Origin of the sequence: Aureimonas sp. N4 (assembly GCF_001463925.1) — a bacterium.
GTDB lineage: Bacteria > Pseudomonadota > Alphaproteobacteria > Rhizobiales > Rhizobiaceae > Aureimonas > Aureimonas ureilytica_A.
In genome coordinates this window covers 62,050-76,196 of the sequence record NZ_BBWS01000029.1, presented here as the reverse complement: position 1 = coordinate 76,196, position 14,147 = coordinate 62,050, and the positions used below count along the sequence as shown (strand labels likewise).

Sequence of the window (14,147 nt, the reverse complement as noted above, 5' to 3'; positions counted from 1 at the left end):
TTCCTCCCACCTTCGGCCACCTCCTGACGCCCTTGCCGGTCCTCCCCCGGCGAGGGCGTTTTGCTGTTTGGAGACACGGCGATCGGCGGCAAGACTTCTGCTGTCCGGCGCAAGACGAGGGGAGGGCGACGAAGAGTGGGGTTCGGCAAGCCGATCGGAAGGCAAGATCCGCATCGAGTTCGCGTGTGTTCGGTTTCTCTGTTTCCAAACCGCGAAGGAAACGTCTCATCGATCTTGCGGAGAAACGAGCGCCATTTTCGCCGGTAGACGTGTGCCGAAGCGAAGAGGCGTGACGGCAGCGATCGAAACGGTCGTATCGCGTTTGGTCAAATGATGGTCGCAAGAATGCGCTGCAGCCGGCACGGCGGAAAGTGCGCGCCGATCGGTCATCAAACCCGCCCGGAGGCGGGCATGGCGGGTGTGGACGCCTTGTCCGCCATGCTCCACTCTCGCATTCGTTCAGGAGCTCGCCGATACCGGCTTGCCGCCCGATCCTCCTGCCTCACGCCGGATAGAGCGACGGTAGTTTCGACGATGTGCGACTTTGCCCCTGGCCAATCTTGCGGTCTTCCCTCGCCAGAACGTCGAGCCAGTCGCGGGTTTGAACCTTTGCGGTTTCGGCTGCGGGCGCGAAGGCGGCTTTTTCCAAAGCGGCAATGACCTCTCTGGCGGCATCGGTCATCACCGGATCGCCGCCCGCCAGCCGACGCCAGGCGAGCACACAGCCATAGGACCCGCGCAGATCGCCGGATTTTTCCTTGGCTACGGCCAGAGCCAGTTGCTTGCGGCGTGCAGACAGCGTGTCGGAGGGTTCCCCGCTGGACGTTTGCGCGGCTATAGGCTTGCGAGGGCTTTCACCAAGGCCCTGCTTTCGTCTGACATAGAGGGCAGCACCGCCGAGCACGGCCAGACCTGCTGCGGCGCCGAGTCCCGCAAACAGAGGCCATGTCTCCCTCGCTTCCTCATGTGCCTGCGAAACGACGGATGAGTCCGGTGCAGCTTGGGGTGCCGCCCTTGCCGCTTGCTTGGCTGTCGGTAGCGTTCCCTCGGCCTTGATGACCTCGCTTGGCAGAGTGGCCGTCTTGGCTTCTCCCGAGACGCTGTCGGTCCAGTTCACCTTGATCTCGGGGAGCGTGATCTCGCCACCACGGGTCGGCACCACGGACAGGAGGAAATCCTTTCGGGCGACGGTGCCTTGCGCCGTTTGATCGTCGCCCGTCTGGGTGTCATCCAGATAGATCCGCGCGCCATCCGTGTTCTCGAAGGACAGATCGGGAAGCTGAGCTGCGCTCGCGCCGAGCGCCAGAAGGCTGACGCGCCGGGTCACCGACTGCCCTTCCTTGAAGACCGGGTGCTCGGGAGACCATTTGGCGACGAGCTGAACGTTCTTGGCGGGCAGGAACCACTGGTGTTGCCCGGAGCCGGCGTTGGGGTCGGCGCGAACCGTCAGCTTGATCGGCTCGGAGCGAACGGTGAACGGTTTGCCACTATCGAACATGTCGTCGAACATGGCCGAGGGAAACCCGGGAAAGCCCATGTCTGCAAAGGGATCGTGCCCCTGCACTGAAGGGTCTTCGACGGAGCCGCGCAGGACGAAGGGGGGAATCTCGATGGTCCCCTTCTGTTGGGCTTTCAGCATATAGGTGCGCTCGATCACATTGATTGTCCGCCCGTTCTGGGTGGCCTGGCTCACCCGGTCCTCCCCGCGTTGCACGAGTTCGAAGGCGCTGGATTGCGGCGCGACGAGCTCGGCGCTCTTGATGGGCGCGCTGGTCTCGACCCTGACGGTCAGCGGCGTTTCCTGAAACAGAAAAGGGCTGCTGTCTTTCACGGTCGCCGAAACGCCGATCCCCGAGGCGCCCGTGGCCTTGGGCATGGAGCCCGCATCCACCACCTCGATCGCGACGGGAGCACTGCTGAGGCCCCCCGCACTGATCGCGGGGATTTCCAGTGTGCCCTTCGACTTCGGCAACAGGGAGACGATCCAGCTCTCGCTTTGGGAGCGCCGCCCGTTGATGATTTGCAGCGACGAGGACTGCGATGTGCCGAGGATCTCGAAATCCTTCTGGAGCGGCGTGAGATCCGGCCTTGAACCCGGCTGGCCGTTGGCCGTCAGGGTCAGTTGAAACGTGTCCCCTTCCGCCACCGTGCCGCTGTTCACATGAGCCGAAAGGCCGGCGGCGAAGGCGGGAACGGCGAGCGCCATGACAAGAACAGCAGCGCTGACGGTGGTCTTGAGCCTATGGAAACTCATGGTTCTGCTTCCTCTCAGTTGGAGCCAGACCGAAGCTGGGCGTAATGTTGACGAATACGGGCGCGCAGCAGGCCGGACGGGTCGTCGGGCACTTCGCGCAACTGCTGCTCGACCGCCTGATCGACGACCGGAGCGCCGGGAACGGAGGCCTTCGCCGGCTCGCCGCCTTGGTCCTTGCCGTTGCCGTCCAACATGCTGGACAGCATCTTCGACAGAGTGTTCTCGCTGTCCTTTCCGGCTTGTTGGCCATCGCTGCCGGAGGCGCTTGCCTGCTGACGGGCCTTGGCGGCCTCCTGAGCGGCCTGGTCCGCCTGGGCCAGCCCTTGGGAATCGGCCTTGTCTTGTTGCTGGTCTTCTTTCTGGCCGGCCTGCTCGCTGCCGCCTTCCTGGCCCTGGGGTTTCGTTGCGGAGGCATCCTGCTTCTGGTCTTGGCCGGCACGGGCCTTCTGATCTCCCGCCTTTTCGGCCGTGTCTTTCTCGACGCCGGCCTCCGGAGACTGGCCACCTTTCGCCTTGTCGGAGGGTTTCGAAGCCTCGTTTGATGCCTGGTCTTTGGGTTGCTCACCCTGCGACGCGCGCTGCTGACTGGGCCCGTTTTGCGAACCGCTTTCCTGACCCGGCTGAGTGGCAGACTGCTGCTGATCGCCGGATTGTCGGCCGTTCTGCTTCTGCTTCGAGTCGGCTTGCTGATCGGGTTGACCTTGCTGGCCGGATTGTCCTTGAGACGGCTGCTGGTCCTGCTTTTGACCGTTGCCGCCGGCTTGCTGTTGCTGGTCCTTTTGGCCGGAACCACCCGCCTGCTGCTTTTGGTCCTTTTGATCGCCTTGGCCGGATTGCTGCTGCTGGTTCTTTTCCTGTTCCTCCTTCTTCTTCTGGTCGTTGAGCAACTTCTGGACCAGCTCGCGATTGGACTTCGCGTCGGCATCCTGAGGATTGGCCGCCAGCGCCTCGTCGTAGGCCCCGAGCGCTTCCTTCAGCTGGCCGGATTTGGCCAGCGCATTGCCGCGATTATAGGCGTTGGCGGAGAATTCCTGAGCCGCAGCCGCGTAGTCACCCGCCCGGTAGGCGGCGCTGGCGCGCCAGGATGGTGTCTCGAACTTGCCGGTCGCCGCCTTATAGTCTCCTGAGGCGAAGGCCTGCCGGCCCTGCTGGTCGGAGGTCGCCCAAAGATCCTGCCAGGTTCCCGCGTGGGCGGGCCGGGTGGCAAGGCCGGGCACGACGTTCAGGCCCACCATCAGTCCGATGCTGAAGACGAGACCCCGCCGGAAGGCCAGGGGCAGAAGAAGAACCGGCAGGATCAGGAGCCAGTAGCCCATATCGACCCAAGCATCGGCCTTGACGTCCTCGGCCTTACCGGCGGTCTCGACACTGTCGGTCTTCGGCAGGATGCGGTCGAGGTCGGCGCTGTTCGCGGTCACGCTGGAATAGACGCCACCACCATCCCGAGCCACTGCGCTCAGACCGTCCGCATCAAGTGAGGTCGTCACCGTCTTGCCCGAGCGGTCGGTGATGGCCTGACCGCCCGCCGTCTGCAATGTCGCGCCCTTCTCCGTGCCGACGCCGAGAACCGAGACGGTATAGCCCGCCTTGCGGGCTTCGCTTGCCGCCTTTTCGGTGGCCGCCGCATCGCCGGCATTGTCGGCGATGAGCACGATCTTGCCGCGCGCCGCATCGGCGCCCTTCAAGACGGACACGGCCTCGGAGATGGCGAGATCGGGCCGGTCGCCGAGAACCGGCATCAGCTTGGTGGAAAGCTCAGGAAGCATCTGAGAAATTACCTTCTGGTCGCTCGTCAGAGGCGCGGCCACGAAGGGGACGTCGGAGTAGATGACCAGGGCGCGCTCATCGCCTTCCGTCCGGGTCAGGATATCGCTGAGCTTGTGAACCGCGCTGCGCAGGCGGCTCGGCGACAGGTCGGTCGAATTCATGGACTGCGCCAGACTGAGAACCGCGACCACGGGCTCGCCGCCGGTGAAGGAGGGAACCTCGGCCTTCTGCCAGGTCGGCCCGGCCAGCGCCGTCACCAGGACGACCAGCATGGCCGCCGCCACGGATGGCAGGACGCGCGATGCGCGGGCGCTCTCGCCGCTGATGGCCAGATGCCGCAGCAGATGGGCGTCCACATATTGGGCCCATTGGCCGCCGGTGGCACTCTTGCGGGATATCAAGGCGAGCCAGAGAAGAAGGCCCGCCGGGATCAGCGCCCAGAACCAGTCCGGACGCAGGAAGTGGAACAGATGCGTTTCCATGTCAGGCTTCCTTGTGGGCCGGGCCCTTGATGAAGGAGCGGTTCTTGATGAGGGCGGGAGCCGTCGCGATCAGTGCGGACAGCGCGGCGACGAGCAGGGCGAGACCGGCCGGCCAGAAGTAGAGGGCGACTTCGGGGCGCACATGCACTGGGTCGGCGCCGACCGGCTCGAGCTTGTCGATGGACCGGTAGTCCTCGGCGAGGCCCTTGACGTCCGTCGCCCTGAAATATTGGCCGCCGGTCAGTTCCGCGATCTTGCGCAAGGCGCCTTCGTCAAGGTCCGTTGAGGGATTGACCATCTGGCGACCCATCGGGGTATCGACAACCATCGGACCGCCGCCAACGCCGATCGTGTAGATCCGAATGCCCAGTTTCTTGGCGAGTTCGGCCGCCCGGATCGGGTCCATCTCCCCTGTATTGTTCGCGCCATCCGTCAGGAGAACGAGAACGCGCCCTTCCGCCGGCCGGTCCTTCAGGCGTTTCAGGGACACCGCGATGGCATCACCGATGGCCGTTTCCTGACCGGTCAGCCCGACTTCGGCCTGATCGAGGAGATTGCGCACGACCTGCCGGTCGAAGGTCAGAGGCGCCTGCAGATAGGCGCGGTCCGAAAAGAGGACCAAGCCGATCCGGTCTCCCTTGCGGGCGTCGATGAACGCATCGGCCGCATCTTTCACCACGTCGAGGCGGGTGGCCGGCCGGCCGCCGACGGCGAAATCTTGCGAGGCCATGGAGCCGGAGAGGTCTATCGCCATCATGATGTCGCGCCCCTTGGCGGGCAGCGGCAGGTCCGGCCCGACATAGGCCGGACGGGCCAGCGCCGACACCATCAGCAGCCAGACAAGCGAGGCGACGGCGAGCTTCCACCAGGATGTCGAAACCCGGTCGGCCCGGCTTCCCAGATCCCGCGACAGGTTCGCGAAAAACGGAACTTTCAGCGCACCGCCCAATCCCTTGTCGGCGGGTTTGAGAAAACGGCGCAGCACGAAGGGCAGCGGTAGCAGGAGAAAGGCAAGAGGCCAGAGAAAGGTGATCATCCGTTCCTCCTGATCCAGGCGGCGATCTCCGTGCGCAGCGCCTCCGGTTCGAAATTCTGATTGGCTGGCGGGCCGTAGGGACCGATGGCCAGAAGCGTCGCACCGTCGCGGCTCATGCCGTGTTTGCCCTCCATCAGAAAGGCGCTCCACGCCGCGCCGGTCAGAACATCGGCCCCCGCCGAGCGGCGGCGGGCGACCCGTCGCAGCAGCGAAGAGAGCTGCGTGAGAAACTCGTCGGGCCGTTCGGGATCGATCGCCTCCAACTCGCGAAGCGCCAGGAAACGCGCGCTCCGGCGGCGCATCCACGTCCAGACGAGGGCGGCCGCGGAGAGAGTGCAGACAAGCGCGATGAGGGCCCACCAACCCGGCGCGAGCGGCCACCAGCCGATGGGCTGCGGCAGGTGGATGTCGCGAAGCTGGTCCAGTTGGGCCTGCATCTGTGGCGTGAGTTCGGTGCTCATGCTGCCAGCCTCAGGTTGGAATGCGGACGGAGAATCGAGGCGGGATCGTCCGGCGTCTGGAGGAAGTGGCAAACCATGCCGTGGTGCCGGCTGACGAGCTTCAGCCGCTCTCGGCGCGCCTCGAAGTCCTGCGCGTAGCGTTCGAGTTTGCGCCCACCCAGCACCGATACGGCCAAGGCCTGTTCGCCATCGGTGAGGCGTCCGCCGCGCGGCGGGAGGGCGGCATCGAAGGGATCGCTGATCTGGATGTTGGTGACATGGGCATTGACAGCCAGATGTCGCAGCTCGGTCTCCGCGGCGTCGCCAAAATCGGAGAAGTCGCTGATCACGAAGGCCAGCGTTCCCGGCCGGTTGCGGTGACGCAGGCGGCGCAGGGCCTGCGCAAGCGTCACTTCCACGCCCGAAACCCGTTCCAGCCGGGTTTCCTCCGACAGGGCTTCCAGAAGTCCGAGCACCGAGCGCCGGGTCCTGGCAGGACGAAAGTCCCGCAGACCGTCTCGTGTCATGACCAGTCCGCCGACACGATCGCCGCCGTCATGGCCGGTCCAGGCCATCATGGCCGCCACTTCGGCCGCCAGATGAGACTTGAAGCGGCTTCTGGTGCCGAACTGCATCATCGCGCGCAGGTCGGTCAGGATGACGATGGGCCGCTCCCGCTCTTCCTGGAACAGCTTGGTGTGGGTGTGGCCCGTGCGGGCCGTCACGCGCCAGTCGATGGATTTCACGTCGTCGCCGGGTTGATACAGACGGCTTTCGGCGAATTCCATCCCGCGTCCGCGATAGATGGACCGGTTGGCGCCCCATTGATGGGTCGCGACACGGCCCGATGGCGCAAAGCCGGCAAGGCCGCGCTGCGGGCGCACCCGAACCAGATCGGGCAGGGTCGCGACAATGCCTCTGAGGTCTGGGCCTTTCAATTCTCGCTCTGTCATGACGCTCTCCCACCCGTTCAAGCCAACGGAACCCGGTCGATCAGGGCATCGATGAAGGCGTCGGCCGTTTTGCCTTCCGCTTCGGCCTCGAAGCTCAGGATGATGCGATGGCGCAGCACGTCATGCAGGACGGCTTGCACGTCGGACGGGGTCGCGAAATCCGCCCCGTTCATCCAGGCATGCACGCGCGCGCAGCGGTCGAGAGCGATGGTCGCGCGGGGCGATGCGCCATAGGAAACCTGATGGGCGAGGTCGTCGCCGTACATCTGGGGACGGCGCGTCGCCTGGATCAGCTGGAGGATGTAGCTCGTCAGCGCCTCCGAGGCATGGGTTTTGAGCGCGGCGTGCCTCGCCTCGAAAATCTCCCGCTGCGACACCCGAAAGGACGGCTTGACGGTTTGCGCCATGGCTTCGCCCCGCACGATCCGCAGCACTTCGCGTTCAGCCTCGGCGGACGGAAAGTCGATCTTGACGTGCAACATGAAGCGGTCGAGCTGGGCTTCGGGGAGCGGATACGTCCCTTCCTGTTCGATCGGGTTCTGGGTCGCCATCACCATGAAAAGCTGCGGCAGACGGTAGGTCTGGCCGGCGACGGTGACCTGGCGCTCGGCCATGGCTTCCAGAAGCGCCGACTGCACCTTGGCCGGCGCGCGGTTGATCTCGTCGGCCAAGATCAGGTTGTGAAACAGGGGACCGGGATGAAACTCGAAGGTCGCTTTTTCCGGGCGATAGATCTCGGTTCCGGTCAGGTCGCTGGGAAGTAGGTCCGGGGTAAACTGAACGCGGCACGGCTCGCCCTCGATCAACTCGGCCAGGGTGTTGACGGCCTTGGTCTTGGCAAGGCCCGGCGCGCCTTCCAGCAAAATGTGCCCATCGCCGAACAGGCCGAGCAGCAAACTGTCGACAAACGTCGCCTGGCCGACGATCCGCTGGTTCATGTGATCGCGGAGCGCATCGACAAGGGCGTTGTTGGTGCGGGGGACGGTTCGAAGTGTATGGCTCATCGGAATGCCTCGCAATCGGGCCCGGCCTTCCGCCGAGGCGCCGCGGTTTCAATGTCGAAACTTCGATGAAGGCGAGACACCCGTCAGGGGCAGTTCCAGCGCCTTTGTTCGCCAGTCTGGCGAGGCGTAGACCGGCCGTGCGAACCGGGGGACGGGCTGAAGAGGAACGTCCTTCCAGCATCGGCGGCCCGGATCGGTTCTCGCGTTCACGGTTCATGTCCCGAAGGCGATGAACGACGAGGACACTAAGCGAGGCAGTTTGAGGCAGCTTGCGGCGTTCTTTAATTATCGTTGAACTTGGAGCCTTGGGAAGGACACCGTGACGCGGAGGCCCGGATGATCGGCGGAGCCGGGATCGGTCGCGGACAGCGCGATACCGGCATCGTGGTGGTCGGCAACGGCCTTGACCAGCGCCAAGCCGAGACCGCTGCCCGGCTTGCTGCGAGCGCTGTCGAGCCGTTTAAACAGGTCGAAGACCTCACCGCGTTGCCCGTCGGGGATGCCGCCGCCGGTGTCCTCGACGATGAGGTCGAGTGTGTCGGGCCGGTCCTCCGAACGAACCCGGATCGAAATGCCCGAGCCGCCATGCACGATGGCATTCCCGACGACGTTGGCGAGCAGCTGCTGCACCATGCTCTTGTCGCACAGGAGCCGACATGTCTCAGCCTCGCCGGGCCGAAACTCGAGCGTCTGCCCGTTCTCCTGCGCGAGAGGCGCGAAGAATTCGAGCGTGTTCTCCACGAGGCCGCCGAGGTCGATCAGCTGCATGTCCTTGCGCGGCGAGCCGGCGCGGATTCGGGTGATGCGCAGAATGGTGTCGATGATCTCGTTGAGCGACCCGGTCTCGCTCAGCGCCCGCTCGACCTCTGCGTGCGGATCGCGTCCGGCCTCGATGGCGTCCAGCGCATCGTTCAACACGAGCCCGACGCGGGCGAGCGGGCTTTTCAGATCGTGTGCGATCGCCGTCGTCGTGGCGCGCATACTGTTCATCAGGCGCGAGAGAACGTCGAGGTTCGCGTTGATCTGGAGGGAGATGCGGTCGATCTGGTCCGTCCTCACCCCGATCGGGACCCGCGCCTCGGAGTCCCCGCTTGCGACGCGTGCGAGAACGCCCTCGATCGACCTGAGCTTGGAAAAACTCTCGCGACTCGCCAGCAGGCCCAGACCCAGTGTCCCTAGGGTCAGGAGCACGGTCATGGCGGTGAGGCCCGCGATCATGTGAACGCGCATCTCGTCGACGGCCTCGAGACTTCGGCCGACGACCAGCGTTGCATCGCTGAACTTCTGGACCGACAGCACGAAATGCCCTTGGCTCCCCTCGGCGGAGACGAGTTGCAGCCTGATGTCGCGCACGCCGATGAAGTCCGGCATGGCGAGGTCGGCGCCCGCCAGATGGATCCCATGTTCGTCGTAGACGGTGGAGATATGCTCCTGGCGGCTGACGAGCTTGCTCAGCGTGCCGATCGCCTTTACCAAGCCCTCGCGTCCCTCGGCGGCGTAGACGTCGCTGAGGAGGACGGCTTCCTCCAGGGTCTGCTGCTCCGTGACCTCGCGCAGGGCTTTCGTGGCCGACCCTATGAGAAGCGTTCCGCCGACGGTCATCAGAACGAGAACGCCGATCGCGACCTTGGCCGAGGTCCGAAAGGAGCTGCCCGACAGAAGATCAGTAAGGCGCACGGATGCGGTATCCCATGTTGCGCACGGTCTGGATCAAAGCCGTATCGAAGGGTTTGTCGATCTTCTGGCGCAGCTTGCTGATATGGGTTTCCACCACGGTCGTTCCCGGATCGAAGGAAAAATCCCAGATCCTCTCCAGGATCATCGTCCGGCTCACGACCCGGCCCTCGGCTTCCATGAGGAGTTCGAGCAGCGCGAATTCCTTGTTCTGCAGATCGATGACCTGCCCCTGACGGATCGCCACGCGCTTGAGAAGGTCCAGCTTGAGATCGTGGCAGGTGAGTTCCGTCTTGTGGCTGTTCTCTTTGGGACGCCGCGACAGGGCATGAATGCGGGCGAGAAGCTCCGAGAAGTGAAACGGTTTGACGATATAGTCGTCAGCGCCCGCCATCAGCCCCTCGACCTTGTCCTCGACATCGGAAACCGCCGTCAAGAAGATCACCGGCAGGGAACTGTTGGACGCTCTCAGCGCCTTGACGAGAGAAAGCCCGTCGAGGCCCGGCATCATCCTGTCGACGATGGCCAGATCGCAGGTGTTATAGAGGCAGTAGGTCAGCGCTTCGCGGCCATCGCTCACCCAATCGACCGAAAACCCCTGTTCGATAAGACCTTTGCGGACGTATCCCGCCATCGTCTCATCGTCTTCCGCAACCAAAATCTTCATCGCGCGGACTTTCGATTCAAACACGATACCCTGTCGCTGGCTTATACCAAGGACCATGGATCGGAGCGGCATTCGATTGATGTCTCATAGCGCGAGGCTTCGAAGAATCGGGCACACTGGCTGGGTTTGAAGCCATCGACGTGTTTGCCGATCGTAGCCCAGAGCCATGGAGCGATCCTCCTTTCGGCTTTGCGCAAGAGCGCCTTCAGCTCTGAGACGATTCTCCCGATCCTCTGGAACTCAGGGTCGTCGCTTGGCAGGTAAGCGACCTTGCGCGTCCGGTTGCAGGGGACCTCCTCATCAGCCCGTGCCCGTGCCCGAGATCTTGGACCGCAGGAAACTGCTGTCACAGGTTCTGTCGGCAATAACGGCCACCGCCTCACAATGCTTGCAAGCTTATAGAACTGCTGCTGCGTAGTCGCAGTTCTCGTCTTCACCCGTTGTGCCGCAAGGAGCAGCTTGCGGATCGAAGGAGGTGGCTATCGGCGGGGCCACCTGCGCGCCTTCGCCCAGCGCGTTGAGGTCGCCGATGACGAGGTTCGGATTATGGGAAGAAAATCGGACCTGCTCCACACCCTCGTCGCCGCTTCGAGCGGGGATGCGGCGGCGTCTGCGGTTCGCAGTTCTGTATTGAAATGGCGCACCCGACAGGATTCGAACCTGTGACCTTCGCCTTCGGAGGGCGACACTCTATCCAGCTGAGCTACGGGTGCCCGGCCTGAATCAGGTTCAGGCTCTGGGGGCAGTTGATACAGGAGGATAGGAGAGGAGGCAAGGTGCGATCTTTGCGAGGCGCTCTGGATCTGCCGTCAGGCGCGGCGGGCGAGGCGCTGTTCGAGCCAGGAGAGCGCGTCGTGCAGGAGGATGGCGAGCGCGCCGACGATCGCGCCGCCCTGGACGATGAAGGCGAGATTGTCCGATAGAAGGCCGGCGATCACGACTTCGCCGAGCGTGCGCGCACCGACCGTCGAGCCGATCGTCGCCGTGCCGAGGCCGATCACGGCCGACAGGCGCAGGCCCGCGACGACGAGCGGCAGGGCGAGGGGAAGTTCGATCTGGAGAAGGCGCTGCCAGCCCGTCATGCCGACGCCACGCGCCGCTTCCACGACCGGGCGCGGGACGCCGGTGAGACCTGCGATCGTCGTTTCGAAGATCGGTAGGAGGCCATAGAGGAAGAGGGCGACCAGCGTCGGCGCTTCGCCGAAGCCCATGGCCGGTACGGCCAGCGCCAGGACGGCGACGGGCGGGAAGGTCTGGCCGATATTGACGACGGAACGCGACAAGGGAAGGAAGTCCGCCCCCGCCCGGCGCGTGACAAAGACGGCCATGGCGACCGCAAGAAGCGCGGCACCCAGCGTCGCGATGGCCGTGATCTTCAGATGCGACAGGGTGAGCGAGAGAAGATCGCCCTTGTCGTAGATCGCCGGCGCGTTGTTCTCCGTGAGCGGTCGCAGAACGGGCTCGAACAGCGCCGGGCGGAAGAGAAAGGCGAGGAGGAGGGCCAGGAGCGCGAGGCGCCAGGCCCGCGCCAGATGCCGTGTCACGAAGCCGGTCTCGCCGCGCAGCGCAGAAGCGCGGAGGTGCGCACGATGCCGAGAAGCCGGCCTGTCGCATCCGCCACGGGGGCCGCGCCCCGGTTCGACCAGAGAAGATCGGCCAAGGCGTCGCGCCGGTTGGTGTCGGTGCGCAGCGGCGCGCCGGAGGCGGCACCCGGCTCCACGAGGTCTTCCAATGTACCGAGCGAGAGAAGTTTGAAGGCCCGGTCGTTCGCGCCCAACATCTCTTCGACATAGGCGTCGGCCGGGCGGGCGAGGATTTCGGCCGGGGAAGCGCATTGGCGCAACCGGCCGTTTTCCATGACGGCGATGCGATGGCCGAGATGCACGGCCTCTTCCATGTCATGCGTCACGAGAACGACGGTGGTGCCGGTCGCCTTCTGCACAGACAGGAGATCGGCCTGCGCGCGGGCGCGGATGATCGGATCGAGCGCGCCGAAGGGCTCGTCCATCAGGAGAATGGCGGGGCGGGCTGCGAGCGCGCGCGCCACGCCGACGCGCTGCTGCTGGCCGCCCGAAAGCTGGTGCGGATAGCGCGCGGCGTAGTCCTTGGGGGCCAGCCCGAAGAGGTGAAGCAGTTCCTCGACGCGCGCCTCAACGCGCGGACGCTCCCATTTCAGGAGATTGGGCACGGTCGCGATATTCTCGGCCACGGTGCGATGGGGAAACAGGCCGTGGTTCTGGATGACATAGCCGATACGGCGGCGCAGCTCCGGCCCGTCGATCTCGCGGTTGTCCTTCCCATCGATCAGCACCGCGCCCGAGGTCGGATCGGTCATGCGGTTGACCATACGCATGAGGGTGGTCTTGCCGGAGCCCGAAGCGCCGACGATGGTGCAGATCGTGCCGGGCTCCACCGTGAGGCTGACACCGTCCACTACGCGCGCACCGTCATAGGCTTTCGAAACGTCGCGAAACTCGATCATGCGGGCGAACCTTTCGAGAGCGGGCCTTGCGGAGGCTGGGTGAGATCGACCGCCGCATCCAGAAGGACGGCGGCCGAGAAGGCGAGGGCGACGGTCGGCAGCGCGCCCAGAAGCACGAGATCCATCGCCGTCTGGCCGAGGCCCTGGAACACGAAGACGCCGAGCCCGCCGCCGCCGATCAAGGCGGCGATCGTGGCAAGGCCGATATTCTGCACCAGCGTGATGCGAACGCCGGTGAGGATCACGGGAAGCGCCAGCGGCAGATCGACCCGGAAGAGACGCTGGCGCGCCGTCATGCCGAGGCCGCGCGCGGCGTCATGCGCGGCGAAGGGGACACCGGCGAGACCGGCCACCGTGTTCGCGACCATGGGCAGGAGCGAGTAGAGAAACAGGGCGACAAGCGCCGGGGCCGCGCCGATGCCGCGAATGCCGATTTCGCGTGCGCCGGGTACGTGCAGCGCGATCCAGCCGAGCGGAGCGATCAGGAGGCCGAACAGCGCGATGGAAGGGATCGTTTGGAGGATGTTGAGCGAACTCAACACCGGCCCGCGCATCGCGGCCACGCGGTGGCACAGGATGCCGAGCGGCAGGCCGACGACGATCGCCCCCAAGAGCGATCCGAGCGCCAGCATGACATGGGTGCCCGCTTCGCGCGCGAAGGCGTCTGCGCGCGGGCGAAATTCCTTCATGACGGAGAGATCGTCCCAGACGCCAAGGCGAAACAGAACGAAGAGAACGAGCCCGGTCGCGCCGAGCAGCGCCACACGCGCCAGCGGCGGTGGGCGCAGCCGCGCCAAGGCATCCGTTGCCAGAAGCGACAGGGCGAAGAGAACAAGCCAGAAGCCGGAGGCCGGGGCGACGCGGGCATAGGTGTTGGCGGCGGGCGAGAGATGGGCGGGCGCGGCACCCAGGCTGAGAAGGAGAACCAGGAGGCTTCCGAGCGCGGTGAGGAGCCGCAGGCGCGGCGAGCGGATGAAGAGTGCCACCATCGCGGCCAAGACCAGAACCAGCGCAAGGCCGATGGCGAGTGTGGAGGGTAGCGCCTCGAACAAAGGCTTCCCGACGCCCGGAACGATGCGATTGGCGCGAAAGGTTGCGAGCGGAAGGAGACAGGCCCCAGAAGCGCCGATCCCGGCGAGGAGAAGGCCGAGCCTGTCCGGCCCACGCGCAAGCGCGCGGGTCGGGCCACCGATCTCCGCCTCAAGAGCACTCATACGCTGCGTCGTCTCCATCTCTGACCGGAGATTATGGGGCGGAGCGGCGCCATGTCAGCGTCCGCGCCCGAGAATCCCCAGTTCTGCGAAGGGGCGGGGTGTCGCAGTTCGCGCCGCTGTCGCACCCCGTTGACGCAACCTTTCGTCATATCCACGTCACGCGATGGCCGTTCT

The 14,147-nt window shown here is 65.1% G+C and carries 11 protein-coding genes and 1 tRNA gene; all 12 read right to left on the bottom strand.

Translation table 11 applies throughout. The features are described from left to right. Positions 1–502: 502 nt before the first annotated feature. Positions 503–2,254, bottom strand: coding sequence for a BatD family protein (locus AUL28_RS08920; RefSeq protein WP_062231756.1), 1,752 nt, complete (start codon positions 2,252–2,254; stop codon positions 503–505). A gap of 14 nt (positions 2,255–2,268) precedes the next feature. After that, positions 2,269–4,503, bottom strand: a complete 2,235-nt coding sequence (locus tag AUL28_RS08915) for a VWA domain-containing protein (RefSeq protein WP_062231754.1) — start codon at positions 4,501–4,503, stop codon at positions 2,269–2,271. Between the two features lies 1 nt (position 4,504). Then, positions 4,505–5,539: a vWA domain-containing protein gene (locus AUL28_RS08910; RefSeq protein ID WP_062231752.1), complete on the bottom strand. Its 1,035-nt coding sequence runs from the start codon at positions 5,537–5,539 to the stop codon at positions 4,505–4,507. Continuing rightward, on the bottom strand, positions 5,536–6,000 hold the full coding sequence (locus AUL28_RS08905) for a DUF4381 domain-containing protein (protein WP_062231750.1): 465 nt from the start codon (positions 5,998–6,000) through the stop codon (positions 5,536–5,538). The genes AUL28_RS08910 and AUL28_RS08905 overlap by 4 nt, the downstream gene beginning before the upstream one ends. Continuing rightward, entirely contained in the window at positions 5,997–6,932 is a 936-nt protein-coding gene (locus AUL28_RS08900; RefSeq protein ID WP_062231748.1) for a DUF58 domain-containing protein, read from the bottom strand. Before AUL28_RS08900 ends, AUL28_RS08905 begins: the two co-directional genes overlap by 4 nt. Before the next feature lie 17 nt (positions 6,933–6,949). Beyond that, positions 6,950–7,936: an AAA family ATPase gene (locus tag AUL28_RS08895; protein ID WP_062231746.1), complete on the bottom strand. Its 987-nt coding sequence runs from the start codon at positions 7,934–7,936 to the stop codon at positions 6,950–6,952. A gap of 285 nt (positions 7,937–8,221) precedes the next feature. Further along, the gene (locus AUL28_RS08890) at positions 8,222–9,613 is read right to left on the bottom strand and encodes a sensor histidine kinase (protein WP_062231744.1); all 1,392 of its coding nucleotides are present in this window, start codon (positions 9,611–9,613) and stop codon (positions 8,222–8,224) included. Further along, entirely contained in the window at positions 9,600–10,277 is a 678-nt protein-coding gene (locus AUL28_RS08885) for a response regulator transcription factor (RefSeq protein ID WP_062231742.1), read from the bottom strand. The genes AUL28_RS08890 and AUL28_RS08885 overlap by 14 nt, the downstream gene beginning before the upstream one ends. Before the next feature lie 636 nt (positions 10,278–10,913). After that, positions 10,914–10,990 (bottom strand) — tRNA-Arg (locus AUL28_RS08880). 96 nt (positions 10,991–11,086) lie between these two features. Further along, entirely contained in the window at positions 11,087–11,821 is a 735-nt protein-coding gene (locus AUL28_RS08875) for an ABC transporter permease (RefSeq protein ID WP_062219600.1), read from the bottom strand. Continuing rightward, a complete protein-coding gene (locus AUL28_RS08870) occupies positions 11,818–12,759 on the bottom strand; it encodes an ABC transporter ATP-binding protein (RefSeq protein WP_058600163.1) in 942 nt (313 codons plus the stop codon). The genes AUL28_RS08875 and AUL28_RS08870 overlap by 4 nt, the downstream gene beginning before the upstream one ends. Further along, positions 12,756–13,973 carry an ABC transporter permease gene (locus AUL28_RS08865; protein WP_062231740.1) on the bottom strand — a complete coding sequence of 406 codons (1,218 nt, stop codon included), beginning with the start codon at positions 13,971–13,973 and terminating at the stop codon, positions 12,756–12,758. Before AUL28_RS08865 ends, AUL28_RS08870 begins: the two co-directional genes overlap by 4 nt. Positions 13,974–14,147 lie beyond the last annotated feature (174 nt).

Excerpts from the sequence above, each read along its gene's own strand:
- AUL28_RS08895 (WP_062231746.1), bottom strand. The coding sequence starts at position 7,936 with ATGAGCCATACACTTCGAACCGTCCCCCGCACCAACAACGCCCTTGTC.
- AUL28_RS08900 (WP_062231748.1), bottom strand. The coding sequence starts at position 6,932 with ATGACAGAGCGAGAATTGAAAGGCCCAGACCTCAGAGGCATTGTCGCG.
- AUL28_RS08885 (WP_062231742.1), bottom strand. The coding sequence starts at position 10,277 with ATGAAGATTTTGGTTGCGGAAGACGATGAGACGATGGCGGGATACGTC.
- AUL28_RS08870 (WP_058600163.1), bottom strand. The coding sequence starts at position 12,759 with ATGATCGAGTTTCGCGACGTTTCGAAAGCCTATGACGGTGCGCGCGTA.
- AUL28_RS08910 (WP_062231752.1), bottom strand. The coding sequence starts at position 5,539 with ATGATCACCTTTCTCTGGCCTCTTGCCTTTCTCCTGCTACCGCTGCCC.
- AUL28_RS08920 (WP_062231756.1), bottom strand. The coding sequence starts at position 2,254 with ATGAGTTTCCATAGGCTCAAGACCACCGTCAGCGCTGCTGTTCTTGTC.
- AUL28_RS08905 (WP_062231750.1), bottom strand. The coding sequence starts at position 6,000 with ATGAGCACCGAACTCACGCCACAGATGCAGGCCCAACTGGACCAGCTT.
- AUL28_RS08865 (WP_062231740.1), bottom strand. The coding sequence starts at position 13,973 with ATGAGTGCTCTTGAGGCGGAGATCGGTGGCCCGACCCGCGCGCTTGCG.
- AUL28_RS08915 (WP_062231754.1), bottom strand. The coding sequence starts at position 4,503 with ATGGAAACGCATCTGTTCCACTTCCTGCGTCCGGACTGGTTCTGGGCG.